Source organism: Caulobacter sp. GW822-FHT01G02, from assembly GCF_058802865.1.
This window is the reverse complement of sequence record NZ_JBXAON010000003.1, coordinates 351,493-377,072: the sequence shown is the minus strand read 5'-3', so window position 1 is coordinate 377,072 and position 25,580 is coordinate 351,493. Positions and strand designations below refer to the sequence as shown.

General features: G+C 68.1%; 25 protein-coding genes. 10 read left to right on the top strand and 15 right to left on the bottom strand.

Annotated features, from left to right (window positions below):
• Positions 1-294 precede the first annotated feature (294 nt).
• The 10 genes from uvrB to AC1RNC_RS10670 form a co-directional block, all read right to left on the bottom strand.
• Positions 295-2,577 (bottom strand): excinuclease ABC subunit UvrB, encoded by a 2,283-nt coding sequence (gene uvrB / locus AC1RNC_RS10715; protein WP_492886077.1) that lies wholly within the window; start codon positions 2,575-2,577, stop codon positions 295-297.
• Between the two features lie 108 nt (positions 2,578-2,685).
• The gene (locus tag AC1RNC_RS10710) at positions 2,686-4,188 is read right to left on the bottom strand and encodes a PepSY-associated TM helix domain-containing protein (protein WP_492886075.1); all 1,503 of its coding nucleotides are present in this window, start codon (positions 4,186-4,188) and stop codon (positions 2,686-2,688) included.
• Complete coding sequence (locus tag AC1RNC_RS10705; protein ID WP_492886073.1) at positions 4,188-4,769, bottom strand: hypothetical protein; 582 nt, start codon at positions 4,767-4,769, stop codon at positions 4,188-4,190. The genes AC1RNC_RS10710 and AC1RNC_RS10705 overlap by 1 nt, the downstream gene beginning before the upstream one ends.
• Positions 4,766-7,084: a TonB-dependent receptor gene (locus AC1RNC_RS10700; RefSeq protein ID WP_492886071.1), complete on the bottom strand. Its 2,319-nt coding sequence runs from the start codon at positions 7,082-7,084 to the stop codon at positions 4,766-4,768. The genes AC1RNC_RS10705 and AC1RNC_RS10700 overlap by 4 nt, the downstream gene beginning before the upstream one ends.
• Before the next feature lie 313 nt (positions 7,085-7,397).
• A complete protein-coding gene (locus tag AC1RNC_RS10695; protein WP_492886069.1) occupies positions 7,398-8,426 on the bottom strand; it encodes an RNA polymerase sigma factor in 1,029 nt (342 codons plus the stop codon).
• Between the two features lie 157 nt (positions 8,427-8,583).
• Entirely contained in the window at positions 8,584-9,471 is an 888-nt protein-coding gene (locus tag AC1RNC_RS10690) for a DNA/RNA non-specific endonuclease (protein WP_492886067.1), read from the bottom strand.
• A 36-nt stretch (positions 9,472-9,507) separates the two neighbouring features.
• Entirely contained in the window at positions 9,508-9,978 is a 471-nt protein-coding gene (locus AC1RNC_RS10685) for a hypothetical protein (RefSeq protein WP_492837033.1), read from the bottom strand.
• Between the two features lie 12 nt (positions 9,979-9,990).
• A complete protein-coding gene (locus AC1RNC_RS10680) occupies positions 9,991-10,314 on the bottom strand; it encodes a hypothetical protein (RefSeq protein ID WP_492886065.1) in 324 nt (107 codons plus the stop codon).
• A 140-nt stretch (positions 10,315-10,454) separates the two neighbouring features.
• A complete protein-coding gene (locus AC1RNC_RS10675) occupies positions 10,455-10,877 on the bottom strand; it encodes a DUF1810 domain-containing protein (RefSeq protein ID WP_492886063.1) in 423 nt (140 codons plus the stop codon).
• Positions 10,878-10,899: 22 nt separating this feature from the next.
• Positions 10,900-11,787: a LysR family transcriptional regulator gene (locus tag AC1RNC_RS10670; protein WP_492886061.1), complete on the bottom strand. Its 888-nt coding sequence runs from the start codon at positions 11,785-11,787 to the stop codon at positions 10,900-10,902.
• 129 nt (positions 11,788-11,916) lie between these two features.
• Here AC1RNC_RS10670 and AC1RNC_RS10665 point away from each other — a divergent pair, with 129 nt between their 5' ends.
• The 4 genes from AC1RNC_RS10665 to AC1RNC_RS10650 all read left to right on the top strand — a co-directional run bounded on the left by AC1RNC_RS10665 (position 11,917) and on the right by AC1RNC_RS10650 (position 15,786).
• Positions 11,917-12,657, top strand: coding sequence for an SDR family oxidoreductase (locus AC1RNC_RS10665; RefSeq protein WP_492886059.1), 741 nt, complete (start codon positions 11,917-11,919; stop codon positions 12,655-12,657).
• Positions 12,658-12,820: 163 nt separating this feature from the next.
• Entirely contained in the window at positions 12,821-13,150 is a 330-nt protein-coding gene (locus AC1RNC_RS10660; protein ID WP_199743360.1) for a PadR family transcriptional regulator, read from the top strand.
• Between the two features lie 32 nt (positions 13,151-13,182).
• On the top strand, positions 13,183-14,154 hold the full coding sequence (locus AC1RNC_RS10655; RefSeq protein ID WP_492886057.1) for a hypothetical protein: 972 nt from the start codon (positions 13,183-13,185) through the stop codon (positions 14,152-14,154).
• Between the two features lie 441 nt (positions 14,155-14,595).
• Positions 14,596-15,786 (top strand): cell wall hydrolase, encoded by a 1,191-nt coding sequence (locus tag AC1RNC_RS10650; RefSeq protein ID WP_492886055.1) that lies wholly within the window; start codon positions 14,596-14,598, stop codon positions 15,784-15,786.
• On the opposite strand, the gene AC1RNC_RS10645 is transcribed toward AC1RNC_RS10650, so the two are convergent.
• A complete protein-coding gene (locus AC1RNC_RS10645; RefSeq protein ID WP_492886053.1) occupies positions 15,746-16,576 on the bottom strand; it encodes an SDR family oxidoreductase in 831 nt (276 codons plus the stop codon). The genes AC1RNC_RS10650 and AC1RNC_RS10645 overlap by 41 nt on opposite strands.
• A 157-nt stretch (positions 16,577-16,733) precedes the next feature.
• Positions 16,734-16,919, bottom strand: a complete 186-nt coding sequence (locus AC1RNC_RS10640; protein WP_492103306.1) for a YegP family protein — start codon at positions 16,917-16,919, stop codon at positions 16,734-16,736.
• 164 nt (positions 16,920-17,083) lie between these two features.
• Here AC1RNC_RS10640 and AC1RNC_RS10635 point away from each other — a divergent pair, with 164 nt between their 5' ends.
• Both AC1RNC_RS10635 and AC1RNC_RS10630 read left to right on the top strand, forming a co-directional pair.
• Complete coding sequence (locus AC1RNC_RS10635; RefSeq protein ID WP_492886051.1) at positions 17,084-17,656, top strand: DUF1003 domain-containing protein; 573 nt, start codon at positions 17,084-17,086, stop codon at positions 17,654-17,656.
• Positions 17,657-17,661: 5 nt separating this feature from the next.
• Positions 17,662-18,573 (top strand): carbon-nitrogen hydrolase family protein, encoded by a 912-nt coding sequence (locus AC1RNC_RS10630; protein ID WP_492886049.1) that lies wholly within the window; start codon positions 17,662-17,664, stop codon positions 18,571-18,573.
• Here AC1RNC_RS10630 and AC1RNC_RS10625 read toward each other — a convergent pair.
• Both AC1RNC_RS10625 and AC1RNC_RS10620 read right to left on the bottom strand, forming a co-directional pair.
• The gene (locus AC1RNC_RS10625) at positions 18,570-18,920 is read right to left on the bottom strand and encodes a DUF3147 family protein (protein WP_492886047.1); all 351 of its coding nucleotides are present in this window, start codon (positions 18,918-18,920) and stop codon (positions 18,570-18,572) included. The genes AC1RNC_RS10630 and AC1RNC_RS10625 overlap by 4 nt on opposite strands.
• 56 nt (positions 18,921-18,976) lie before the next feature.
• Positions 18,977-19,918, bottom strand: a complete 942-nt coding sequence (locus tag AC1RNC_RS10620) for a GlxA family transcriptional regulator (RefSeq protein ID WP_492886045.1) — start codon at positions 19,916-19,918, stop codon at positions 18,977-18,979.
• Between the two features lie 95 nt (positions 19,919-20,013).
• On the opposite strand from AC1RNC_RS10620, the gene AC1RNC_RS10615 reads away from it, so the two are divergent.
• Positions 20,014-20,706, top strand: a complete 693-nt coding sequence (locus AC1RNC_RS10615) for a DJ-1/PfpI family protein (RefSeq protein WP_492886043.1) — start codon at positions 20,014-20,016, stop codon at positions 20,704-20,706.
• 174 nt (positions 20,707-20,880) lie between these two features.
• On the opposite strand, the gene ygiD is transcribed toward AC1RNC_RS10615, so the two are convergent.
• Positions 20,881-21,651 carry a 4,5-DOPA-extradiol-dioxygenase gene (gene ygiD / locus AC1RNC_RS10610; RefSeq protein WP_492886041.1) on the bottom strand — a complete coding sequence of 257 codons (771 nt, stop codon included), beginning with the start codon at positions 21,649-21,651 and terminating at the stop codon, positions 20,881-20,883.
• A 103-nt stretch (positions 21,652-21,754) separates the two neighbouring features.
• On the opposite strand from ygiD, the gene AC1RNC_RS10605 reads away from it, so the two are divergent.
• The 3 genes from AC1RNC_RS10605 (at position 21,755) to AC1RNC_RS10595 (ending at position 25,490) form a co-directional block, all read left to right on the top strand.
• Positions 21,755-22,915 (top strand): acyltransferase family protein, encoded by a 1,161-nt coding sequence (locus AC1RNC_RS10605; protein ID WP_492886040.1) that lies wholly within the window; start codon positions 21,755-21,757, stop codon positions 22,913-22,915.
• A 182-nt stretch (positions 22,916-23,097) separates the two neighbouring features.
• Positions 23,098-23,871, top strand: a complete 774-nt coding sequence (locus AC1RNC_RS10600; RefSeq protein WP_492886038.1) for a tyrosine-protein phosphatase — start codon at positions 23,098-23,100, stop codon at positions 23,869-23,871.
• A 170-nt stretch (positions 23,872-24,041) separates the two neighbouring features.
• Positions 24,042-25,490, top strand: a complete 1,449-nt coding sequence (locus AC1RNC_RS10595) for an MFS transporter (RefSeq protein WP_492886036.1) — start codon at positions 24,042-24,044, stop codon at positions 25,488-25,490.
• Positions 25,491-25,580 lie beyond the last annotated feature (90 nt).

Here is a 25,580-nt window from a genome sequence, read left to right as displayed (position 1 = left end):
CCAACAGGCGCACAGATGTCTCCCCTCCGCGCGCCAAGGAGCGCGGGATTATTGTTCGTCTGAATATATATTTTTGGGAACGCCAAACAGGCGGGCGAAATACACTTGCCCGACCGTGAACTCTTTGGCTCTGGAGTTTGACGAAATCTTAATTCGCGACCCCAGACGCTGACTTGCGTCAATGGGGCGCAGGTCATTGACCTGGCTATCCTCGGAAGGCGGCGCCGGGTCGAACGGGGACGTGGGCCGCATTGGCCTCCCTCCCCCACGACGCGGAGCAGGAGCCGATCCCCGCTACTTCCGCTTCTTCCTGAACTCCTCCGCCTTCTCCTGGCGGATCTCGGCGCGCAGGCGCTTGGGGGTCGACTTGTCGACCTCGTCCCCCGTCGCCGCCAGGACCTCGTTGGCGAATTCCAGGTCCATAAGTTTCATGCGCTTGATCTCGTCGCGCAGGCGGGCGGCGGTCTCGAACTCCAGGTTGGCGGCGGCCTCGCGCATCTTGGCCTCCAGGTCCTTGAGCGCGGCCTTGAAATTGTCGCCGCTGAACGGGCGGTCGTCGGTCTCGGACATGCCCATCGGCACCAGCACGCGGTCGCCGCGCTCGTAGGGGCTGTTGAGGATGTCCTTGATGTCGCGCTTGACGCTCTCGGGCGTGATGCCGTGCTCGAGATTGTAGGCGTGCTGCTTCTCGCGGCGGCGCGAGGTCTCGGCCATGGCCCGCTCCATCGAGCCGGTGATCCGGTCGGCATAGAGCACGACCTTGCCGTCGACGTTGCGCGCGGCGCGGCCGATGGTCTGGATCAGGCTGGTCTCCGAGCGCAGGAAGCCTTCCTTGTCGGCGTCGAGAATGGCCACGAAGCCGCATTCGGGGATGTCCAGGCCCTCGCGCAGCAGGTTGATGCCCACGAGGACATCGATATTGCCCATCCGCAGCTCGCGGATGATCTCGATGCGCTCCAGGGTGTCGACGTCGCTGTGCATGTAGCGGACGCGGATGCCCTGTTCGGTCAGGTATTCGGTCAGGTCCTCGGCCATCTTCTTGGTCAGGACGGTGACCAGGGTGCGGTAGCCCTTCTTGATGGTCTGGCGGATCTCATCGACCACGTCGTCGACCTGGCTGGCCCCGTCCTTGGAGACCGGGCGCACCTCGACCGGCGGGTCGATCAGGCCGGTGGGACGGATCACCTGCTCGGCGAAGACGCCGCCGGCCCGCTCGATCTCCCAGCCGGCCGGGGTGGCGCTGACGTGCACCGTCTGCGGCCGCATGGCGTCCCACTCCTCGAACTTGAGGGGGCGGTTGTCCAGGGCCGAGGGCAGGCGGAAGCCGTACTCGGCCAGGGTCCATTTGCGGTTGCGGTCGCCCTTGTACATGGCGCCGATCTGCGGAACCGTCTGGTGGCTCTCGTCGGTGAACAGCAGGGCGTTGTCGGGGATATATTCGAAGAAGGTCGGCGGCGGCTCGCCCGGCTGGCGGCCGGACAGGTAGCGGCTGTAGTTCTCGATGCCGGCGCACGAGCCGGTGGTCTCGATCATCTCGAGGTCGAAATTGGTCCGCTGCTCCAGGCGCTGGGCCTCCAGCAGCTTGCCGTTCTCGTACATCCAGGCCAGGCGTTCCTTCAGCTCGGCGCGGATGGCGATGATCGCCTGACGCAGGGTCGGGCGCGGGGTGACGTGGTGGCTGTTGGCGTAGACCTTGATGGTCTCCAGCTCGGCGGTCTTCTTGCCGGTCAGGGTGTCGAACTCGCTGATCGACTCGACCTCGTCGCCGAACATGGTCACGCGCCAGGCGCGGTCCTCGTAGTGGGCGGGGAAGATCTCGATGGTGTCGCCCCGGCGGCGGAAGGTGCCGCGCTCGAAGGCCATCTCGTTGCGCTTGTACTGCTGGGCCACTAGGTCGGCGATCAGCTGCTTCTCGTCCACCCGGTCGCCGACCGTCAGGGTGAAGGTCATGGCCGTGTAGGTCTCGACCGAGCCGATGCCGTAGATGCAGCTGACCGAGGCCACGACGATGACGTCGTCGCGCTCCAGGATCGCCCGGGTGGCCGAGTGCCGCATCCGGTCGATCTGCTCGTTGATGGAGCTGTCCTTCTCGATATAGGTGTCGGTCCGGGGCACGTAGGCCTCCGGCTGGTAGTAGTCGTAGTAGCTGACGAAGTACTCGACCGCGTTCTCCGGGAAGAACGACTTCATCTCGCTGTAGAGCTGGGCGGCCAGGGTCTTGTTCGGGGCCAGGATCAGCGCCGGGCGCTGGGTGGCGGCGATGACCTGGGCCATGGTGAAGGTCTTGCCCGAGCCCGTGACGCCCAGCAGCACCTGGTCCTGCTCGCGGTTATTGATGCCCTCGACCAGCTCCTTGATCGCCGTCGGCTGGTCGCCGGCGGGCTGGTAGTCGGAAACGAGCTTGAATTTCTTGCCGCCCTCGGACTTGTCCGGCCGCGCGGGGCGGTGCGGGGTCCACAGCATGGGCATGGTCGCGTCGGCGACGTCCTGGACGGTGTCCCCAAGGGTATCCAGGACGAAGGGCGTCGAGACGTCGGAAACGCCCCCAAGAGGCGCGGTGTCGGGGGTGCGAGGCATGGCCCCAAGTTAGGGACCCGCGAGGCTCACGGCTAGAGGGCCTGCTGACGGGGAGTGGCAGCAGCGTGGCGGGAGGACCGGCTGGGCGGCCTATGGCGCCAGCTCGCCTCACACCGGCTGGCGCGCCTTCCAGACACTGCCGGCCAGGAGGAGAGCGGCCAGCACTACGCAGGCGTCGGTGATCCAGCCGACTGGATCGGCCATTCGCGCGCCGTTTAGCGCGGCATGAACGCCGGCCGTCAGCAGCAATAGGGCCGCCGTCGCCAAGCGCAGGCGGATCGAGATGGCCGCGGGCGTCCAGACGATCGCCGTCCCGCTGGCCGCCAGGGTGGCGACGATCCAGACGGTCACCGGTGGGACGGGTAGGATCAGGGCGGCGACGGCCGAGGCGGCGTAGGCGAAAGGCTGGCTCCAGACGAATGCGGTCCAGACGCGCTCCCAGCGCGGCGCGGGGCGACCCTTGTCGCGGCGGCGGGCCAGCCAGATGGCGACGCCGCTGGACGTCACGGAGGTCAGGCCCAGTCCCAGCAGCAGATAGGCGACCTTAACCGGCCAGCCGCCGAACCAACCGAAGTGCAGGGGCGTCATCGACGACAGAACCTTGAGGCCCAGGGCGCCGCTCTCGTAGCCGACCTCGCCGAGCAGCTTGCCATCACCATCGAGCACAAACGTCTCGCCGCGCGACAAACGGCCAGGGGTGACGGCGTTGACCATCACGTGCTGGCCGCGCTCGCCGGGGTGTTCGACATAGAGGTATGCCGGGCGCGCATTGGGACGAGCAACGCGCAGGGTCTCCAGCGGCTTGGCTAGGTCTAGCACCGGCGCGGGGCGTGGATCGTCGGCCACCGTCGGGCCGCTGAACAGGGCGTAGGCCTTGGCGGTGTCGCCCTTGAACGTGGCCAGGGCCAGCACGCCGACAATGATCACTGTCAGGCCCAGGAACGCGCCGGTCAGCGACACCACCAGGTGGAAGGGCAGACCCCAGATGCTGATGCGATTGTGAAGGTCGGCCTCCTGCAGGCGCTTGGATCCTCCCCAACGAAAGGCGAAGGCGTCCTTGAAGACGCGTGGATGCGACAGGACGCCCGAGATCAGAGACGACAGCAGGGCCACGCCGGTGAGCCCTACGACGAAGCCGCCCCAGGCGCGGGGCAGGTGCAGCACGGTGTGGAGCTCGGCCTGGAATTCGGTCCAGGGCGTCTTCAGCTCGCCGACGATCGCGCCCGAGGCGTCGGCGACCACGGTGCGCTCCGCCTTCTTGGCGTCGTCGAGATGGGCGGTCAGGCGCGGGCGGACAGACTGGGGCAGCTGGATCAACAGGTCATGGGCGGCGGGATTGATCGCCAGGGCCTGGCGGAAGGCTCTGTCCACCGCCTGGGGCGTGGTGTGCTGCAGCACCGGCCCCGCCGGCTGTTCCCAACGGGTATACTCCTGGGTGAAGACGGCGATCGAGCCGGAAAAGCAGACCAGGTAGATCAGGGCCGCGAAGGCAAGGCCCAGGGCTGAATGGCCGGCCAGCATGGCCCGCACGAACTCGGCGGGGACCTTGGGCCAGATCGGCTTGCCGATCGCGCGCGGCTTGGCGGAAGGCGTCGGTTTCGCGGCGTTCATTACAGCGCCCCCTTCAGGAAGGCCGCGCCCAGGGTAACGACCGAAACGCCGGTCAGCACGGCGGTGGCGCGCAGGATCTTGTCGTCGGACAGGGTCCAGGCCATGCCGCCGGCCCACAGGAACGGCGTCATCAGTCCGCCGATCACCATGCGGCTCTGTATCGCGCCAGGCGCGCAGATGGCGATGGCCAGGCCGCAGCCCAGGGCGGCGATCCCGGCCAGCGGACCGGCCAGGAAGGCCCGCAGCCAGCCGCGCCAGGCGATGCGTCGGCGCTCGGACGGCTCGAGAGCCAGTTCGCGCGGAGCCTTCTTCTTGGCGTTGCGAAACTCGACGCCGGTCGCGACCAGCGCCAGGGCCACGGTCGAGCCGAGCGCCAGAACGATGGCCGGCCCCCGTGCGCCGCCCAGCAGGAAGCCACTGGCTGCCAGGATTACCCCCAGCAGCGCCCAGGCGCCGGAGATCAGCCAAGGGCGGCCTAGGCTGTTGCGTCTCCAGGCTTGGCGCAGCAACAGGGCCGCGACCAGAACAAGGGACGTCAGGGCCAGGCCGACTAAGGCGTCGGGGGCCAGCGAACCGGTCACCAGCGGGTCTCGAGCGAGACGCCGATCACCCGAGGATCGCCGAGCAGGGCGATGTTCTGGTCGGAACGGGAATACTGGGCGTACTTCTTGTCCAGCAGGTTCTTGCCGAACACGTAGATCCCCCAGTGCTCCTGCTCATAGCCGAACCGCCCGTTGACCAGGGCGCGCGCCTTGACCGGGTCGTCGGTGGCCTGGTTCACGTCGGCCTGGGAATAGGCCTTGGTGCGGTAGTTGGCGTTGAGGTTGGCCACGAAACCGTTGTCCCAGCGATAGTCGGCGCCGGCGGCCAGGGTCCAGTGCGGGGCGTAGGGGAACTCCGCGCCCGTCAGGTCGGTCGAGGTCGTGCCGACATTGACCTTGAACTCGTCGAACTGGGTGCGCGTGTGACCGACCGAAGCGTACCAGTTGAACCGAGGCGTCACCTGCTGCGACACCTCCAGCTCAAAGCCGTAAAGGTGCGACTTGCCGGCGTTGACCACCTGATAGTCATAGGCGTTGAGGCCCAGGTAGACGATGACCTGCTGGTCCTTCCAGTCGGTGTAGTAGGCGTTGGCGTTGACCGTCAGGGTGTTGTCCAGCCAGGCGGTGCGCAGCGAGGCTTCGTAGTTCCAGGTATACTCCTGGTCATAGGGCGCGACCGTCGAGCGCGCGATGTTGACCATCTGGCCGCCCGAGCGATAGCCGCGTTGGGCGGTCAGGCTGGTGGAGATGTCGTCGGTCCAGGCGTACTTCACGCCGATCTTGGGTAGCCAGGCATTGAACTTGCGGGTCGATTCCGGGGCTGAGGCGCCGGCCTGCGCCACCATGCCGGTGACGAAAGCGTTCACGGTCGGCACGAAAGGTTGGTAGGGCGCGGGGAAGGCCGCTGCCGAGGGCAAGGCCGAGGCCAGGATCGCCGTCGCCGTGCTGCTGCTGGTGTTTTCTTCGTGATCGTAGCGCAGGCCGCCCAGCAGGGTCAGCTTGCCGTTCAGGGCGAAGCTGCCGTCGAAGAACAAGGCGCTCGTTTCGATCGTCTCGGGGTTCACCGAGCTGTAATTGACCGGAATGACTGGCAAAGCGCCGGCATAGCGGGCCGAGAAGTCCGCCGCCGTCGCCGCCGCGACGGGCTGGGAATAGCCCATGCCCGCCAGGGTTTGCGTCATGACCGCCGTGAGGGTCGAGGTTGGGAACTGGACGTTGGTCAGGCTGACGGAGCTTAGGTCGCTGTCTCGTTTGGCGTGATAGAAACCCAACAGGCCCTTGAAGCGGGTGTGGGCGTAGTTCAGCCGCAGCTCCTGCGAGGCGGTCTTGGTTGTATCGTCGCGCGTCCCGTAGCTGATACGGGCCGGCGAGTAGTCGGCGTCGTACTTGCCGATCGAGTGCAGCTTGTTCCAGGACACGACGCCGGTCGCCGTCAGCTGGTCGGTCAACTTGTAGCTGGCGTCGAGCGTGAAGATGTCGCCCTTGGAATTGGAGGTCTGCGGATCGCCGGAGGTGTCGACCCGGTGGTCGTAGTGGTCCGGCGTATCGGTGCGCGAATAGGTATAGAGGTAGCCGGCGTCGCGCTTGAAATGGCTGTAGGTCGCCAGCGCCTTGAGGCCGGGCAGGGCGGTCGGGGTCAGCAGCAGCTTGCCGCGGACGTTGAAGATGTCGGCGGCCTCGGCGTCGACGTGACGGGTCGGGTTGTAGATGAAGCCGTCGGTGGACTTGTCCTCGACCGCCAGGCGGAAGGCCAGCTGGTCGGCGATGATCGGGCCGCCCCCGGCGAAGGCGATCGAGCGCTCGTCGCCACTGGCGGCTTCGGCGCGGGCCTTGAAGCCCCAGGTGAAGGTCGGATCGGTCGAGCGGATCACCACCGCGCCGGCCAGGGCGTTGCGGCCCTGAAGCGTCGATTGAGGACCGCGGAACACTTCGATCTGGCCGATGTCCCACATCTCCAGCGGGCCGCTATAGGCCGCGGCGTCGGGCAGGGCCGCGCCGTCCAGGTAGATCGTCGCCAGGCCGCTGGAGCCGCCGCCCGAGACGTTGGTGTTGGACACCCCTCGGATGGTGAAGCCGCTCTTGCCGTAGGTGTCGCTCATGTTGGCGGTGCGATTGACCACATCGTAGAGGGTTTTCAGATGCTCGCGCTCGATCGTGCGGGCCGTGGTCACCGCGACGCTGGTCGTCGTCTCCTGCAGGCCACGCGACGACTTCTCGCCGGTGACGATCACGGCTTCGACGGCGTTGGTCGATGGATCGACCGCGGGCGCTGTCGGGGTTTCCGCCGCGTGGGCCATGCCCATGGTCAAGGCCAGAGCGCTGACGGCTCCGATCATCGAAAGTTGAAAACGCATCACCGCCCCAGAATCTAATAATGCGTCGCAATTACGTTTAAGTGAGAATGACTGTCAATCGCAGTTTTTGGGGCTGTATCTCTCTTGCGCTTGGGGACCGAAGGTCTTCCCGTCCGGAAACAGCCGACGCATCTGCACCTCGTGGAAGAGGCCCGGAAAGAGGTCGGCCGGCGACGGCGGCAGGCGGCAAAAAGCGGCGAGCAGCCAGCCGGGCCGGCTGCTCGCCAGTCAGGGCCATCGAACCGATCGCCCGTTCGGCCGGCCATAAGGGGAGGACCGGCCAGAGTTTAGCTTTTGCGGGTGCGGCCAGGGGCTACTTCGACAGGTAGGGCCCGAACCGCTTCATGGTCTCGCGGCGCGCGTCGGTGTCGTTGAGGACAAAGACTTCGTACTGCTCGCCGCCGGGCGCGACGCGGATGACGACGTGGCCGTTATAGCTCTTGTAGAGGCTGTCCATGATCGGCCCGATCGCCGCCCGCGTCTCTGGCGCCATGCCGGTGGAGAAGACGTCGCGCGGACCCGGATAGAGACCCTTGGACGCCATCCGGGCGACCACCTCCTCGCCGGGCTGCGGCGAGAGCCAGTTTTCCTGCACCATGACGCGGGGCGCGAGATTGCGCAGGATGTTCTCGTTGATGGTGTCGCGGTTGCCGTGGTGGTCGAGCAGCATGACGTCGACCGGGCCGACCACCGCCGACACCGGAGTCTCGATGTCGCGCCACCAGGGCTGGGTGTAGTTGGGCCCGCCCGGGATATCGCCGCCCGAATAGTATTTGAACCGGCCATAGGCGAGCGTCAGCACGTTGCTGAACGGGTTCTCGTCGAACCCGCAATCCTTGACCGCGCCCTTGGGGATGTAGTCCTGGGTCTCGTCGCGCGCGCCGGTTTCGACGGTGCTCAGCGACATGCTCATCCGCCGGGCGATTTCCACTTGGGAGACCCCGTCGAAATGGTACTGGCTGAACACGTTGCGGACGGCGGGAGGCAGCTCGTAGAGCGCCGAGACCAGGCTCTGCAGGGTCTCGCGGCTTTGCAGCACCCGTTCGGGCGAGAAGCCGGCCTGATCCTCCGCATCGAAATCACCGTGCTGAGCGACGATGAAGGCGCGAGTGCTGGCTCGGCGCGCCTGATCGCGCAGAACATTGGCGGCGATCTGGAAGATATAGCCGTGGAGGTTGTCCACCGTTGAAAGGTTCTGCCGGGCCAGCCGGCCAAACACTTCCTGGACGAGATCGTCCGCCTCTTGGCCCGCCCGGATACGTCGCTGGAAAAAGCGCGTGAGCGGTCCTGAGTAGTCGATCACGACCTGCTCAAGCGGTGTTCTCATGACCGACGCCGACATGCTGGGGCCTCCTGTTCGTAGGACGCAGCAGCGTTTCGATGCCGTAAGAAAAATGTCTCCCGTCCCGATTTCCGGGCTGTGGGCCAGACGTCCGCGCCTCCAGATGAGTCCGTTTCGGCGAAAGCCAGTGCTTGGAACGGCGAGCCTTGCCCGCCTCCTAATCCCTCACTTCGTTCGCGCAGCCCTGGCCGTGTCCCCAGAAGCTGCCCTTGCTGCTTTCCAGGATGTTCTGGTCGCGGCGGGGCAGGGCGGTCAGGAAGTCGAGGCCGGTCTCGACCTCCAGCTGGCTGATCGGCACGATGAACCTGTCCGACGGCGTCTTCTTGTAGGCCTTGTTGTCGAGGCGGAAGCCGATCGCCCGGCCGCGCTGCACGTCGTACAGCACCTTGAAATAGGCGGCCGGCGACAGGATCTTGTACGGGCCCTTGCCGATCCACAGCGCGCTTGAGCCGTAGATCGGGCCGGTGATGACGATCACGTCCTGGTGGCCGCCGCACAGCACCGCCGCGTGCACGTCCTCCTCCAGGAACCGCCACTGGGCGCGGTTGAAGCCGGCGCCGACCTGCGGCGACATGTTGCTCATGTAGAAGCTGTCGTCGGTCAGGGGCTGGCTGGACTTGAAGTCGGCCGCCGGGGCCTGGTGGCCGCGATCGCGGGGATTGGCCGGATCGGCATAGTCCTGCGGCGTCGGGCTGAAGCCCTTGGCGTCGGGATCGGCGCGGAAATTGTCCTTGCGCTTGGCGGTTCCGGTCAGGGCGGCCGGCGACAGCCGCTCGATCACCCAGTCGGGATTGCGCGTCTCCTTGTTGAACGACACGGCGTAGCCGTCGCGGCAGATCAGGATCTGCTTGGCCAACTCGTCGTCGCCGCGATGCCGGGGCAGGCCGACCTGGGCGAAGCGGTTCAGGCAGGCCGCCGGGGCCGGATCGGGCCGCGCGCCCTTCTGGGGCGTCCCCGGCGGCGTGGCCTGGGCCCACGAAGCGTCTGGGGCGAAGGCGGGCGCCAGCGCCAGCAGCGCGGCCCCGAGCAGGCTTGAGCGAAGCATCGCGGTCTCTCCCGTCTGGCGGTCAGCTTTCGGCGGTCAGGACTGAGTGGTGTCGCCGGTATTGGCCGTTCCGCCCGTGCCGCCGCTGCTGTTGCTGGAAATGCCCTTGGAGATGATGAAGCTGCCGCCGCTGATGCCGATCAGGCCCAGCACGGTCGGCGGCACCTCGACGAAGGCCCCGGCTTCGATCGACAGCAGCAGGAACAGCCCCGCCACCACGAAGGTGAAGATCAGGAACTGGAAGCGTGACAGGCTGGCCTTGACCGGCACGCGACGGACGGCGGCGGCCACGGCGTCGGCGGTCGGGGCCTGGCCGCCGGCGGCGGTGACGGCCGCGACCAGGGCCGCCTTCAGCGCCGTTTCGGACGGGATCTCGGCGATCAGCCCGTCCAGCTCGCCGCGCTTGGTGGCCAGCCGCCAGGCGACCACGGCCGCGAAGCCCAGGATGATGGCGACGACGGCGACGCCGACGATATAGGCCAGCAGGCCCCAGGGCGTGTTGATCATGATGCTTCCCCCTTATGTGCGTTCGTAGAGCTTGCCGCCGATATGCACGCCGAGGCTGGCGGCCAGGATCGAGAGCGCCTCGGTCGGAAGTTCGGGCAGCTTGTCGGCGTGGGCCGAGACCGCCTGCAGTCCCAGGGTCGCGTACCAGCCGGCGAACCCGACCACGACGCCCAAGGCTTGCAGGCGCGCGGGCGACACGCCGCCGGTCTTGGGATTGACGATCAGCCCCCGGATGTTGCCGCCGGAGAAGCCCTTCAGCAGCAAGACCGCCGCGACCACGGCCAGCCAGATCAGCAGGCCGTATTGCGCGAGGTCGGCGACAGGCTTCAGCGACATGGCAGGCCCCGGACGGAGGTCGACGCGAACGAAAGCCAGAAAAGGAGGGCGCGGCCGGACGCGATACGCGTCTACGGACTCGACGAATTCACGCCCCCGGTACAGCGCGGACTTTGGCGAGAGTTTATTCTTCTGTCAACTCAGAGATGTTTTACGAGTCGCTCCACCGTCAGCGGATCGGGCGCGCCCGAGAAGTACTTGTCGAGCGCCCGCTGGAAGCTCGGCTCGTCCGGCGCGGCGGCCTGGAACAGGGTCAGGGACGAGCGCAGCTTCAGGTCGTCGGGCGATCCGAACACGGCGGTGGCGTCGCGGCCGGGCAGGGCCAGGATGGCCTCGACCGCCTCGACGAGGCGCGGGCCCAGGACGGGATGGGCCAGATAGGCGCGGGCCTCGTCCAGATCGGCGATGGCGTAGAAGCGCGCGGTCGGGCTGTGGCCCAGGCCGGCGATCTGCGGGAACACGAACCACATCCAGTGGCTGGTCTTGCGGCCGCGCTTCAGCTCGGCCAGGGCGGTGTCGTGGACGGTCGTCTGGGCCTCGACGAAGCGGCTGAGATCCGCCATCGCAAACTCCCTGCAGTCTCTGTCAACCCGAACCGAACCGCCGCGCGGCCCAGTCGATGAACACCCGAACGCGCGGGGACAGCTGTCGGCTGCGCGGATAGAGCAGGGACACCGGCGTCGGGGTCGGGGGGAAGTCGGCCAGCACCTCGACCAGGCCGCCGTCGGCCAGCTGGGCCTCGACCCGGTAGCGCGGGACCTGGATCAGGCCCAGGCCCAGCAGGCCCATGGCCACGGTGTTCTCGGCCGAGTTGACGGTGACGTCGGCGGGCACGGCGATCTGGCGCGGCTTGCCGTCGATCGTCAGTTCCAGCGGGAAGGGGTGTCCGGTCCCCGCTTGCAGGAAGCCGACCATGCGGTGGGCCTTCAGATCTTCCGGCGCGAGCGGGACGCCCCGGCGATCCAGATAGGCCGGGGCGGCGCAGGTCACCTCGGGCAGCAGGGCCAAGCGGCGGCCGACCATGGCGCTGTCCTCCAGGTCGCCCAGCCGCAGCACGCAGTCGACGCCCTCGCGCACCAGGTCCACGAGGCGATCGCCCTCGGTCATCTGGATCTTCAGCTCCGGATAGCGGTCCAGGAACGCGGGCAGGCCCGGAACGATGAACCGCCGCGCCAGCGCGCCCTGGACGTCGATCCGCAGCAGGCCGCGCGGCGTGCGCTCGCGGAACGCGCCCTCGGCCTCCTCCAGATCGTCCAGCAGGCGCAGGCAGCGCTGGTAGTAGGCCTCGCCGTCCAGGGTGGGACTGACCTGGCGGGTGGTGCGCTGGAGCAGCCGCACGCCCAGCCGGCTCTCCAGCTGCTGCACGGCCTCGGTGGCGGTCGAGCGGGGCAGGTCGAGATCGGCGGCGGCCTGGGTGAAGCTGCGGCGCTCCACGATCCGCGTGAACAGGCGCATAGCCTCGAACCGATCCAAGTTTATGTCTCCATTATTCGACACTGCGAACAGTCATGTCGCGATTGGCTGAATTATTCAATCAGGGCGAAGGCGCATGGTCTCCCAGCCGACAAGAGGTCGGCCCCGAAAGAGACCGGAGACATTCCAATGACTCAGCAAACTTCGAAGGTGGCGCTGGTGACCGGCGCCTCGGGCGGCATCGGCGCGGAAACCGCTCGGCGCCTGGCCCGCGACGGCTTCGCCGTCATCGTCAACTACGCCGGCGCCGCCGCGCCCGCCGAGCAGGTGGCGCGCGAGATCGAGGCCGCCGGCGGCAAGGCGGTCGTCGCCCAGGCCGATGTCAGCGACCCCGCCGCCGTCCGCCGCCTGTTCGACAGCGCCGAGGCGGCGTTCGGCGGCGTCGACGTGGTGGTCAACAACGCCGGGATCATGAAGCTGGCCAACATCGCCGACGCCGACGACGCCCTGTTCGACCAGACCATCGCCGTGAACCTGAAGGGCGTCTTCAACGTCCTGCGCGAGGCCGCCCGCCGCCTGCGCGACGGCGGCCGGATCATCAGCCTGTCGTCCAGCGTCGTCGGCCTGCTGCCGCCCGGCTACGGCGTCTATGCGGCGACCAAGGCCGCCGTCGAGACGATGAGCGCCATCCTGAGCAAAGAGCTGCGCGGCCGGAACATCACGGTCAATGCGATCGCCCCCGGACCGACGGCGACCAAGCTCTTCCTGGATGGCAAGCCCGCCGAGGTGATCGAGCGCCTGTCCAAGGCCGCCCCGCTCGAGCGCCTCGGCCAGCCGGACGATATCGCCGGGAGCATCGCCTTCCTGGCCGGTCCGGACGGCGCCTGGGTCAACGGCCAGGTCCTGCGCGTCAACGGCGGCATCATCTAAGGGAGGGCCAGCGCCTGTCAGCCCGGACAGCCCCGCGCGGCTTCCGGGCTTTCCCGTGGCGGAGAGCCGAACAGTGTTCCCCGGCTGTTGACTCTCACTCGTACTGTATGCCACACAGTGTGTATCGCACACCATGTGCCACACACTATGCGACGCACACCCAATGCCCACCGATACGGACATCTTTGAATCGCTCCGCCTGGAGCTGCGGCGAGGGACCCTGATCCTCGCCGTCCTCGCCCAGCTGCGGGAGGAGCGGTACGGCTACAGCCTGCGCCAGGCCCTCCAGGCCGTGGGCGTGGAGATCGACGAAGGCGCGCTCTATCCGATGCTCCGCCGGCTGGAGACCCAGGGGCTGCTGGCCAGCGAATGGCGCGAGGAAGACAAGCGCAAGAAGCGTTTCTACCAGCTGTCGGATGAGGGCAGGCGCGTGCTGGCCCGCCTCGCCGACGAATGGCGCGCGATCAACGCCGCCCTCGAGCCGCTGCTGTGAAGGCGGCCTCTCAGTTCCAAGGGGACAAGACCATGAGCGATCTGATCGATCGTTACCTGGCGGCCGTGGCCGCCCTGCTGCCGAAGGCCCAGCGCCAGGACATCACCGCCGAGCTGCGCGACCTGATCATGAACCGCGTCGAGGAAACGGAAGGGCGTCTTGGCCGCCCGCTCGACAAGCGCGAGATCGAGGGGCTGCTGCATGAGATCGGCCATCCGATCGCCGTGGCCGGACGCTATGGTCCGCGCCAGTCGCTGATCGGACCGGAGCTCTATCCGTTCTGGGAGTTCGCGGTGAAGGTGATGCTGGTCATCGCCGCCATGGCCACCTTCATCCCCGGCGGCGTGCTGCTGGTGATCGGCGACGCCGACGCCCATCGGATAGGCGGCCTGTTCGGCGACTTCGTCTCGCTCGCCTTCAGCCTGGTTGGCGTGGCCACCCTCGTCGGGGCGGCGATCGAGCGCGGCTGGATCAAGGTCGACGAGTTCGCCAAGTGGAAGGTCGCCGACCTGCCGCATATCCCGCGCGGCAGGCCCCTGTTCGCCAAGAGCCGCTTCGACGCCGTGTTCGAGCTGGCGGCCCTGGCGCTGTTCGTCGGCTGGTGGACCGGCGCGATGAAGTTCCCGATCGGGGCCATGTTCGACGCCGGCCGCGGCGACCTCAAGGTCATCCTGGCTCCGGTGCTCACCACGTTCTACTGGCCGATCCTGGTCCTGGCCCTGCTGCAGATGGTCTCCGCCGCCATCACGGTGATCCGGCCCGGCGCGGTGCGCGCCCGCGCCGCCGCCGAGATCGTCTGCGCCCTGGGCGGCGTGGCCCTGGTCGCCGTGCTCTGGCCGGCCCAGCCGCTGATCGTCTTCCAGGCTCCGGAGGGCGCCTATGCCGCGCTGGGCAACCTGCGGCGCAGTGTCGACCTCTCCATCCAGGTGATCCTGGTGGTGATGGTGGCGGTCAGTCTGACGACCCTGGCCGTCAACGCCTGGCGCCTGGCGCGGGGACGCTAGGCGGTGATTTCGAAAGGGCGGTTCGGAGGGCGGAAAGCTCCGTGTTCTGAGTCTTCATTCACCGCGAATGTTAAGGTTTATGTCGTCGTCGAGTAACGATGCGGCGCCGCCGAAGGCGGCTCAGAAATCGGCGAACACAGGTGCGACAAGGCGTTTCCATCCACAAAAAAACGCCGCTCGCACTCGTCCAGCTTCTCGCGATGATTCAAGGCGTTAACAATTCAACTGTGCGACTTCTGAGCGCAGAGGCCATGTTGCAGTGCGGCAAGTGCTTGCGAGTCGGTCACGGATACGTCATAAGCCGCTACAAGCAGGACCTTGGCCACATCGTGATACGGCCGGGTCTCCGCTTCGAAGCGCTCCCCGCAGTGATTTTTCCGGGGATTTCGGGGCGGTTTTTGTCGGGGGGCCGGAGCGCCCTCGCCGCGCAGGACACGAGTTTTGTATATCAAGTCGCAGACGCGCGCGGATGCGCGCGGGCTGGTCGGCGCCGTATTGGTCGGATCCATCACGGGTCTGGCTCTGGGCGGCGTTTACCTTCTGGGTGGCCTGGCCCAATCGGCCTCCACCCACGCCCGCGTCGCCCGATTGGCGGAAGGCGCTTCGGGGAACTTCTCCGACGCGGCGATGCTCAGCGCTTCTACGCGTATGGACCCCGGCGCCCTTGCCGTGGCCAAACGTCATGATCCCTATCTCTTCGCCGCGGTCGAACGCAGCGGCCGTCAGACCCAGCAGCTCGCCGCCCGCCTCGAAGGCGCCGGCTCCAGCCTGATGCCCGGCCAGAGCGGCCGCACCGGTCCGCTGATGCTCCGCGCCAGCTTCGGCAACGCCTTCAACGTCGGGGGCAGCACGCCGTTCCAGTTGGGCAACGCCCTGGAGAGCTCGCGCGAGCTCGAATGCCTGGCCGACGCCGTCTATTACGAAGCGCGCGGCGAGACCCCCAGCGGCCAGGCGGCCGTGGCCCAGGTGGTGATGAACCGCGTGCGCCATCCGGCCTTCCCGAAGTCGATCTGCGGCGTGGTCTTCCAAGGCGCGGTCAACCGCACGGGCTGCCAGTTCAGCTTCGCCTGCGACGGCTCGATGCGCCGCGCCCGCGACGTCGGCGCCTGGGCCCGGGCCCGCAAGATCGCCTCGCGCACCCTGGCGGGCGCGATGCCCAGCGAGGTCGGCTCGGCCACGCACTTCCACACGATCAATGTTTCGCCCGGCTGGGGTCCGCGCCTGCTGCGCGTCGCCCAGGTCGGCATGCACATCTTCTACCGCTTCGGTCGCGGCGGCGTCTCAACCTACGCGCCCTCGCGCCTGCCCAGCGTCGACGACATCGCCCCGTCCGAGATCGCCAGCCTGACCGCCGATGGTCGTCCGCCGGTGGTCTACGCCGCCAGCGCCCTGGGCCGCGTCGAGCCCGCCTCGACGAACGCTCCGGGCATGGGCGGCCCGATCGGCGCGGCGGTGACCGAACCCGCTTCGGCGCCGATCGCCACGGCCGCCAAGACGACGCCGGCCTCGGCGATGTCGATCAAAGCTCCGGCGACCGCAGCCTCGACCAAGGCGATCCCGGTCTCGTCCGACCGCGCGCCGCTGGAGGGCCTCAAGACGACAGTAGGGGCCGGGAGCGGAGCTGCTTCCTGACGGCGCCCGGCATGTGGCTGGTGGCGAAGCGCATCTGCTTCGCCCGCTTGCCCACGAAATAGTGCAGCTGCTTGCCGTGGGCGGCGTCCCAGACCGCCTGGGCGGCGTCCTCCACGGGATAGACCTCCAGCCCGCCGGCGCGCAGGGCGTCGGCCATGTGCTCGTTGGAGCCCGAGGCCCCGGCGTTCAGGATCGGCGTCTCGACGAACCATGGCATGACGCAGGCGACGCTGACCCCGTGCCGGGCGTATTCGACGTCCAAGGCTTCGGACAGGCCCCGCACCGCGAACTTGGTGGCTGAATAGACCGCCAGCTTCGGCGAGCCGTAGAGCCCCGCGCACGAGGCGATATTGATCAGCCGCCCGCCGGCGGCCTTCAGCAGCGGCAGACCCGCCCGCGCGCCGTTGATCACGCCCTTGATGTTGACGTCGATCTGGATGTCGCAGTCGGCGTCGGAGAGATCCTCCAGCACCCCGAACCGGGCGACCCCGGCGTTGTTGAGCACGACATCGGCCTTGCCGCCCGTCTCCTGGCCGAATTCGCCTAGGGCGTTGGCCCATCCGTCGCGGTCGCGGACGTCCAGGGGGTGGATGGAGCCGTTGTCCTGGCCGATGGCCAGCAGGGCGGCCTTCAGCCCGGCCTTGTCGATGTCCGACAGCCCGATGAACCAGCCCGCCGCAGCGAACCGCTTGGCGCAGGCCAGGCCGATGCCGCTGGCGGCCCCGGTGATGAAGATGCTCTTGCGCCCGTTGGCCGGCATGACGGCTCCCTCCCGTATCATTGTTATCAATGATCAGAAGGCCAGGAGCGGGAAGGGTCAAGGTATCTCTGAAAGATCCTCCCCCGCGCAGCGGGGGAGGTGGCCCAGAGGGCCGGAGGGGGCCTGCACGGCCTGCCCCCTCAGTCGGCTCCGCCGACAGCTCCCCCGCATCGCGGGGGAGCATCTATCAATCCGCCAGCGTCTGGTCGTCGATCTCGGCGCCCGGGCCGTTCTTCAGGATCGACTCGATCGCGTTCTTGGCCGAGGCCTTCGACGCATAGCCTTCGGTCCAGAAGATGGTCTCGCTGTTGTAGGTGAAGTAGGCGACGAACTCGCCCGCCTTGTTCTTCTTGATCACGAACTTATGGGCCATCGGTCGTCTCCATCGATCGGTTTGACTTGAGGTCGGCCCCACCCGACCCGCCGAGCGTCGCCTTGCGAAGGCGGGCCTGTCAATCACCGGGTGATGACGTTTAGGTTGGTCTCGCACGCCGGCTCAGCCGATGATCCGGTCTTCACCTGCCCAAGAGCCCGCCCATGAATGTCGACGACCGCCTCGACCAGTTGTCCCGCCAACTTCTGTCTGTCCCCTATGGACAGCTGAACGAGGTCCAGAAGAGCGTCATCGACCTGATCTGCGCCGAGGCGCCGACCGGCCTGAACTCGATCCTGCTCAATGACGACCGCTCGTTCTGGGACCGGCTGGCCGACAAGGTGGCGGCGGTCGGCGGCTCGTGGGGTTTCATCGGCGGTTTCAGCGCGGCCTTGCTGCTATGGACGGCGGTCAATGTCGCGCTCAAGCCGCTGAACCTGGCTTTCGACCCCTATCCGTTCATCTTCCTCAACCTGCTGCTGTCCACCGTCGCGGCGCTACAGGCCCCGGTGATCATGATGAGCCAGAACCGCCAGGCGCTGAAGGACCGCCAGAACGCCGAGCACGACTATGTCGTCAACCTGCGGGCCGAGCTGGAGATCATACACCTGCACGACAAGCTGGACGCCCTGCGCGAGCGTGACATCGTCGCGCTGAGCAAGCAGCACGCCGAGGCGCTGGGACGGCTCGAGGCCCAGATGACCGCGCTGACGGCGCGGCTGGAGGCCAAGGGGTAGACGGCATGGTTCTGAAGGTCGCGACCGCCCAGTTCGCCGTCTCGTCCGACATCGCCGGCAACCTGGCGGCGGTCGAGCGGCTGATGCGCCAGGCGCGGGCGGCGAACGCCGATGTCGTGCATTTCTGCGAGGCGGCGCTGTCGGGCTATGCCGGCGTCGACTTCGCGCGCTTCGCCGGTTTCGACTGGCCGCGCCTGGAGACCGCCACGCGGCGGGTCATGGCGCTGGCCGGGGAACTGGGCCTCTGGGTCGTGGTCGGCTCGGCCCATCGTCTGTCGAACGGCCACAAGCCCCACAACAGCGTCCATGTCATCGATGCGTCCGGCGCCCTGGTCGACCGCTACGACAAGCGCTTCTGCGCTGGCGACGCCGAAGGGCTGACCGGAGACCTGGCCCACTACACGCCCGGCGACCACTTCGCGGTGTTCGAGATCGCCGGCGTCCGCTGCGGGGTGCTGGTCTGTCACGACTACCGCTATCCGGAGCTCTATCGCGCCTATCATCGCCTGGGCGCGCGGATGATGTTCCACGGCTTCCACGCGGGCGGGCTGTCCGCGGAGCGGTTCGCCGCGATGGAGGCCGGGGTCGGCGTCCATCACCTGACCGGCGGGACCACCCTGCCGGCCATCACCATGCCCGCCGGCATGATCGCGGCCGCCTCGAACAACAACCTGTGGATCAGCTGTCCGAACTCGTCGGCGCCGAGAAGCTGCTGGCCGTCGTTCTTCGTGCGGCCCGACGGGGTGATCACCGGGGCGCTGGAGGCCGAGATCGAAGGCCTGCTGCTGTCCGAGGTCGACCTGATCGCCGACATTTACGACAGCACGGTCGCCTGGCGCGACCGGGCCATCGACGGGGTGCTGCACTCGGGGGATCTGGTCGAGGATCCGAGGTCGAAGGATCGGACGGGGCTCTAGAGTTTCAGGCCCAGCTTCGGCCCGGCCCAGACCATCGCCGCGTAAAGCGCCATGGTCAGAACGCAGCCGGCGACGAGAGCCGTCCAGAACGGCGCGCCGCGCTTCAGCATCGCCGGGATCAGCAGGAACATCGGCAGCGAGGGCAGGACGAACCAGAACGTGCCGCTGGCGTGGGCCGCCATCCGCGCCGGATCGTGGGTGTCGCGCCACAGCCAGATCATGCCCAGCACCGAGACCAGCGGCAGCGACGCCACCAAGCCGCCCAGACCCGGATAGCGCTTGGCGATCTCCGACACGGCGGCGACGATGACGCCCGAGACGGCGGCCTTGATGACGAGATAGAGCATGGAGCCGAGCCTGGACCGATCCGGCGTTCGGGCCAAGGGTGAGCGGACCTTGGCGCTCAGACGCTCTTGGCCGATCGCCGCAGCGCCTGGGGCGGCTGGCCGAAGGCGCGGATGAAGGCCCGTCGCATCCGCTCGCTGTCGCCGAACCCGGTCTCCAGGGCCACGTCCTCGACCTGCAGCGGCTGGCTGTCCAGCAGGGCGCGGGCGGCCTCGACCCGCAGGCGCTCGACGGCCTTGGCGGGGGTGACGCCGGTCTCCTGGGCGAACAGGCGGGCGAAGTTGCGCGGGCTCATGGCGGCGCGGTCGGCCAGCTGCTCGACCGACAGGGACTGCGCCAGGTTCTGGCGGGCCCAGGACAGCAGGGCGTCGAAGCGCCCGGGGCGCAGGTCGATCAGCGCCGAGAACTGCGACTGGCCGCCGGGACGGTGGTGATAGACCACCAACTGCTGGGCGGTGCGGCGGGCGATGGCCTCGCCCTCGTCGGCGCCGATCAGGGCCAGGGACAGGTCGATGCCGGCGGTGATGCCGGCCGAGCTCCACACCGCCCCGTCCTGGATCCAGATGCGGTCGGGCTCCAGCTTCACGTCGGGATAGCGGCGTTGGAAGTCCTTCGTCCGGCTCCAGTGGGTGGTGGCGCGCTTGCCGTCCAGGAGGCCCGCCTCGGCCAGGACATAGGCGCCAGAGCAGACCGAGGCCACGCGGCGGCAGTCGCGGCCGGCCGCGCGGACGAAGGCCAGGGTCTCGGGGCAGGTCGCCGGGACCTTCACCCCGTCACCGCCCGAGATCAGCAGGGTGTCGAGGCGCGGCGCGTCGGCCAGGGCGGTGGTGTGGATCGTCACGCCCGACGAGCTGGGCGTCGGCTCGCCGCGCAGCGACAGGAAATGCAAGGCATAGGCGCCCGGCGAGAACCGCCCGGCGATCTCGAAGGCCGCGATGGGGCCGGTGGCGTCCAGCAGCTGGAAGCCGGGATAGACGAGGAAGCCGATCGCGCGGGGCATGCCCATAGCCTTGGCTGAAACCGTGGGAACTATGTCATTTCAGACGGACGCTAACTGAACCATGGTCTCCGCGCAATCATGACGGAGACCATCGCATGAGCCAGTCCCAAAGCCCTTCCCTTCAGATCGTGATCGCCATCTTCCCGGGCGTGACCCACCTGGACTTCACCGGTCCGCACCAGATCCTTTGCCGCCTGCCGGGCGCCAAGGTGACCGTGGCCAGTCTCGAGGGCGGCGAGATCGAGGCCGACGGCCTGGTCTTCGCGCGCCTGACGAAACTGTCGGACATCGAGGCCTGCGACGTGCTGATCGTGCCGGGCGGGTTCGGGACGACGCAGGCCATGGGCGACATGGACTTCATCGCGGAAATCCGGCGGCTGGCCGATGGCGCGCGGTACGTGACCTCGGTCTGCACCGGCTCGCTGGTGCTGGGCGCGGCGGGACTGCTGAAGGGCAGGCGCGCGGCGTGCCATTGGGCCTGGCGCGACCAGCTGGCGCTGTTCGGCGCCATCCCGGATCCGTCGCGGGTGGCGCGGGACGGCCGCTACATCACCGGCGGCGGGGTGACGGCGGGCATCGACTTCGCCCTGACCGTCGTGGCCGAACTGGCCGGCGAGGCGGTGGCGCAGGGCATCCAGCTGGCGGTCGAGTATGCGCCGGCCCCGCCGTTCGACGCCGGCCGGCCGGAGACCGCGCCGGCCGAGGTGCTGCGGCGGATTTCGGGGATGTACGGCAAGGGCATGGAGCAGCGGCTGGCGGCGGCGGAGAAGGCGGCGGCGGCGCTGTGAGCCGGCCGGCTCTCTCTCTCTCTCCTCCCCCTCTTTGGGGGAGAGGGACCGCCGAACGGCGGTGTAGGGGGTCAGCCGCAGCGCCATTGGGCCCGAGCCGTCCCCCTCCGTCACGGCGCGTATTCGCGCCGCGCCACCTCCCCCAAAGGGGGAGGAGAGACCTAAAGCGCCGCTCTAACCGATCCGCACCCCCGTCATCGAGATCGCCGCGAACACATCATCCGTGAAGAAGCTCACCGCCTCCCCGGGCGTCTGGGCGCCCAGCACATAGAGCAGCGGCAGGTAGTGCTCGGCGCTGTTGATCGAGATCTCCGCGTCCGGACCCAGGCTCCGCCAGTCGATCAGCGGATCATGGTCGCCGGCCAGGATCAGCGCCTTGGCCCTCTCGTTGAACCGGTCGGCCCACGGCGGCGCCTCGGGCCGGCGGAAGTCGGCCGCGCGCAGGTTGTGGACGATGTCGCCGCTGCCCATGATCAGCACGCCCTCGTCGCGCAGGGCGGCCAGGCGGCGGCCGGCCTCGTAGTGCCAGCGGTCCGGGCGGCCGCGGTCGATGCTGAGCTGCACCACCGGCACGTCCGCTGCGGGATACATCGGCTTCAGCACGCCCCAGGCGCCGTGGTCCAGGCCGCGCGTCGGGTGCTGCACCACGACGTCGGGGGACAGCAGCTCGGCGACCCGCGCCGCCAGGGCCGGGTCGCCCGGCGCGCGGTACTGGACGTCGAACAGCGCCTGCGGAAAGCCGCCGAAATCATGGATGGTCTCGGGCGCGCTGGAAGCGCTGACCGCCGAGGCGCCGCGCGTCTCCCAGTGAGCGCTGACCATCAGCACCGCCTTGGGACGCGGCAGGGTCTGGCCCAGCCGGCGCCAGTCGCGGCTCCAGGCATTGTCCTCGATGGCGTTCATCGGCGAGCCATGGCCGACGAACAGGACGGGCAGGCGAGACATGGTCGATCCTATTAGAAACAGTAGAAGTTGCAGATAGTGGCCGCGACGCCATACCGCAAGACGACGTTCCGGACACGGCTTTCACACGGGCGACGGCTTTGTTATGGCGGGGTCTGTGACCGTCCCGCTTTCCCAGATTCCTCCGGACGCGCCGCAGGCCGCGGTTGTGCTGGAGCGTCCCGACAAGGCCGCTGTCCGGGGCGGCGCGCTGGATTTCCTGCGCTTCCTCGCCTCGCTGCTGATCGTTGTCTACCATTACGGCGCCGAGAGCCCGATGCGGATCGAGCGCTTCGGCCAGGTGTTCTCGCGCGGCTTCCTGGCGACGGACTTCTTCCTGATGCTGTCCGGCTATGTGCTGGGCCGGGCCTATGGCGGCTCGGTGATCAAGGGGCATATCAGCACCCCGCGCTTCTGGGCTCGCCGCGCGGCGCGGGTGTGGCCGGGGCACCTCGTGGTGCTGGCCATGCTGGCCGTGCTGGTGCTGCTGCTCAACACCGTCGGCACCGACGCCCACAAGCCCAGCCGCTTCGCCTGGGATCAGCTGCCGGCCCAGGCCTTCCTGGTCCACGCCTGGGGCTTCACCAGCGACGGCTGGAACCTGCCCAGCTGGTCGCTGTCGGCCTTGATCGTCTGCTACGCCCTGTTCCCATTCTTCTGGAAGACGGTCAGCAAGGTGCGCCACGCCTGGATCCTGCCGCTGGGCGCGGCCGCGATCCTGGGCGTGTTCGAGGTGATCGCCCGCCACGTCTTCCACCACGCCCTGCCGGATCTGCAGTTCCAGTACGGCGTGGTGCGCGCCCTGCCGCTGTTCATCCTGGGCGTCTGCCTGGCGCGGGTCGTCGACATGCGCTGGCCGTCGGAGACGGCGGCCAAGGCCCTGCTGTGGGGCGGCGTCGCCCTGCTGGTCGTCACCCAGCCGCTGGACCGCTACGCCCTTCCCGACCCCTGGCTGTTCGACGCCCCGTCGCTCTTGGCCATCGCCATGATCGTGCTGGGCGCCGGGCGCCTGCCGGTCAAGCACCCGAAGGCCTGGATCGAGGAGGGCGCCAAGCTGTCGTTCGCCCTGTTCATCACCCACATCTTCGTCGGGGTGATCTATTGGAGCGCCGTGCACAAGCTGATCGAGACGGTGCCGATCGGCATCGGCTGGCAGTGGCTGATGTGGCTGGCCGGCTTCCCGATCGCCTATGGCTTCGCGTGGCTGTTTCACACCTATGTCGACCAACCGCTGCAGGATCGCATCCAGCCGCTGCTGAGGAAGTAGCTTAAGTTTTCCGTTCTCCCCGGCGAAAGCCGGGGCCCAGATACATTCGGAGAGGCTGGGGTGTTCGCGCCTTGGGTCGTCGCCGAAACCACGAGAGCTCTGGGTTCGATCTGGGCCCCGGCTTTCGCCGGGGAGAACGGGTTTGGGGTTTATTTTGAGTTTGGGCGGCGCTAATTCGGCCCATGACCAGAACCATCCCCCTGCAAGGCGTCGAGAACTTCCGTGACTTCGGCGACTACGCCGCGGGGGCGGGGCGCCTGAAGCGGGGCGTGCTGTTCCGCGCCGCCCACCAGGCCGAGGCGACCGACACCGACCTGGAGGCCCTGGCGGCCCTGGGCATCGTCACCCTGGTCGACCTGCGCCGGCCCAATGAGCGTGAGCGTTCGCCCTCGCGCCGCTGGACGGGCTTTTCCGCCCAGGTGATCGACAACGACCTGGGCGTCACGGGGACGGATCCGTGGCTGGAGTTCATCACCAGTACGGACCTGACCGTCGACGCGGTCCACGACTACATGGACGAGTACTATCGCCGCCTGCCGTTCAAGGAACGACATATCGACCTCTTCCGCCGCTTCTTCCTGGCGTTGGCGCAGAGCAAGGGCCCGGCCCTGATCCACTGCGCGGCGGGCAAGGACCGCACCGGCGTGCTGGCGGCTCTGACCCACCACATCGCCGGCGTGGCCGACGACGACGTCATCGACGACTACCTGCTGACCAACGACCCGACCCGCTTCGACCGTCGCGGGACGATGTTCATGGACCACATCGAGGGGATCACCGGCCGCCGCCCGGACGAGGCCGCCATGCGCGCGGCCATGGGCGTCGAGGCCCGCTATCTGGCGGCGGCGTTCGAGGTGATCAAGGCCGAACACGGCAGCCTGGACGGCTATCTGGAGCAGGCGGTGGGGCTCGATGCGGACACGCGGGAAAAGGTGCGGGCGCATATTCTGCTTTAGGGTTTCGCACCAACCCATCCCCAACTTCCGTCATTCCCGCCCTTGTGGCGGGAATGACGGTTGGATTTGAGTTTACTTCCCAGCTCAATCCGTAAGGTGACAAACGCTCGTTTAAGGTCCAGCCTGATGCCACGGTTCCAGCAGAGGGCCGAGCGTCACTAGGGTGTGGTATGAGCGAGTTGGCGGGTACGCCTCCGGGCATGAGCGATGTCGCCGGCGACGATGTCCTGGTCCCCGCCCCCAAACAGAAGCTCTCCCGAAGCGCTCTCAGCTGGATCCTGCACCAGGGCTCGCGCGACCCCTATGTGATCCTGGTCACCATCTATGTCTTCTCGCCCTATTTCTCGCGGGTGCTGGTCGGGGATCCGGTCAGAGGCCAGGCGACCGTCGCCGACATCTCCACCGTCTATGGCCTGCTGACCGCCGCCCTGGCGCCGATCCTGGGCGCCTCGATCGAGCGGTTCGGGCCGCGCAAGCCGTTCATGGCCCTGATCCTGGCGATCATGGCGCCCTTGCTGTTCGCCCTGTGGTGGGCCAAGCCCGGCGGCCTGCCGGTCGATCTGGTGGGCGTGGCCCTGATCATCCTGGGCGTGGCCTACAACTGCGGCGACGTGCTCAACAATTCGCTGCTGGCCCGCGCGTCCGAGAAGGGCCAGGAGCCGGTGCTGTCGGGGCTGGGCTACGCCCTGGCCAACGGCCTGTCGGTCAGTCTGCTGATCTTCGTGATGTGGGCCTTCGTGCTGCCCGGTGTCGTGCCCTGGTCGTTCGTGCCGTCCGCGCCGCTGTTCGGCCTCAGCCAGGTCGAGCACGAGCCCAGCCGCATCGTCGGCCCGCTGTCGGCGGCGGTCATGCTGCTGGGCGCGATCCCGTTCTTCCTGTGGACCCGCGACGCGCCGCGCACCGGCGCCTCGCTGGGCGCGGCGATCAAGGAGGGCGTCAAGCTGATCCTCGACACCTTCGCCAACCTCAAGGGCCACGCCGACATCGCCAAGTTCCTGGGCGCGCGGATGCTCTATTGCGACGGCATGACCGCCCTGCTGATCTTCGGCGGCCTGTTCGCGGCCGGACTGATGAAGTGGGGCGAGCTGGAGATGCTGGCCTACGGCATTTCGCTGTCGATCTTCGGGGTGCTGGGCGGCCTGATCGCGCCATGGCTGGACAAGACCCTGGGTCCCCGGCGGGCGATCCAGGTCGAGGTCGGCATCTGCATCCTGGTGCTGCTGGGCACGCTGGGCATGGGCCGCGAGAAGATCCTGTACTTCTGGACCTGGGACGCGGCGACCCATCCGGCCGTCTGGAACGGCCCGCTGTTCCGCACCCTGCCGGAGCTGATCTATCTGGGCCTGGGCCTGCTGATCGCGGTCTTCGTCACCGCCCAGTACGCCTCGAGCCGCACCCTGCTGGTGCGCCTGGCCCCGCCGGACCGCATGGCCGCCTTCTTCGGCCTGTTCTCGCTGTCGGGCACCGCCACCATGTGGCTGGGCTCGCTGCTGGTGGCCCTGGCGACCAAGATGTTCGCCAGCCAGGTGGCCGGCTTCATCCCGATCGCCGGCCTGCTGGCCCTGGGGCTGGTCGGCCTGTTCACGGTGAAGGGCGGGGGCCGGGAGGCTCAGCACTAGCCCCCACCTGACCTGTTAGCGCAGGTCTCTCCTCCCCCTCTTGGGGGAGGGGGACCGCCGAACGGCGGTGGAGGGGGACTGCTCCGCCTG